Source organism: Aerococcus sp. L_32 (assembly GCF_050689315.1).
Genome location: NZ_JBOEQF010000869.1, coordinates 1 through 781, shown reverse-complemented (window position 1 = coordinate 781; position 781 = coordinate 1). Strand labels below are relative to the sequence as shown.

At 38.9% G+C, this 781-nt stretch carries 1 protein-coding gene and 1 pseudogene; both read left to right on the top strand.

Going from position 1 to position 781, the window contains the following annotated elements; all coding sequences use genetic code 11:
* Window positions 1-241: pseudogene (locus tag ACRCJ0_RS17010) on the top strand (3-phosphoglycerate dehydrogenase); the annotation flags it as partial.
* A gap of 132 nt (window positions 242-373) precedes the next feature.
* The coding region (locus ACRCJ0_RS17005) for an ROK family protein (RefSeq protein ID WP_431391336.1) at window positions 374-781 on the top strand (408 nt) is incomplete at its 3' end.

Here is a 781-nt window from a genome sequence, read left to right as displayed (position 1 = left end):
AATTATTAATCGTAATATTCCAAACATGATTGGTAAGATTTCAAGCTTCGTGGCGGAACAAGGAATGAATATTGCGAATATGGTGAACCGTGGTCGTGGTGACTTTGCATATACATTGGTTGATTTAGAGGAATTAGATTATGAGAAAGTTGAGCGTTTAGTCGCAAGATTAGAGGAGATCCCAGATATTGTTCGTGTACGTGCAATTGAGCATCCCGGTCAATTCTTTGAAGAAGTTTAAGTTATCGGGTAGATTTTATAGCTAAAACAAATTTGTAGAGAGGCGGTCACAAAAGTGTCGGCCTCTCTTTTTATAATAGTAGCAAGTATTGTATAATATGGGAAAAGATTACAACAATGGAGGCAATTAATCATGACAAGAGATTTATTATATGGTGGTATAGAGGCTGGTGGCACGAAGTTTATCTGTGCGGTAGCTGACGAAGACTTAAATATCATTGACCAGGTGCGTATTGATACGACGGTTCCAGAAGAAACCATGGGTGAATTAAAAGATTTCTTTGACCAATATGAAGTGGAAAGTTTCGGTATTTCATCTTTTGGCCCAATCGGCATCAATCATGACTCGCCAACTTATGGTTATATCACCTCAACACCAAAATTGCCTTGGCAAAATTATGATTTTGTTGGGCAAATGAAAGCGTGGTTTGGTGATAAACCGATTGCTTGGACAACGGATGTAAATGGCGCGTCACTTGCTGAAAACACGATGGGTGCTGCAAAAGGTGCTAAATCTTGCCTTTATTTAACCATTGGGACT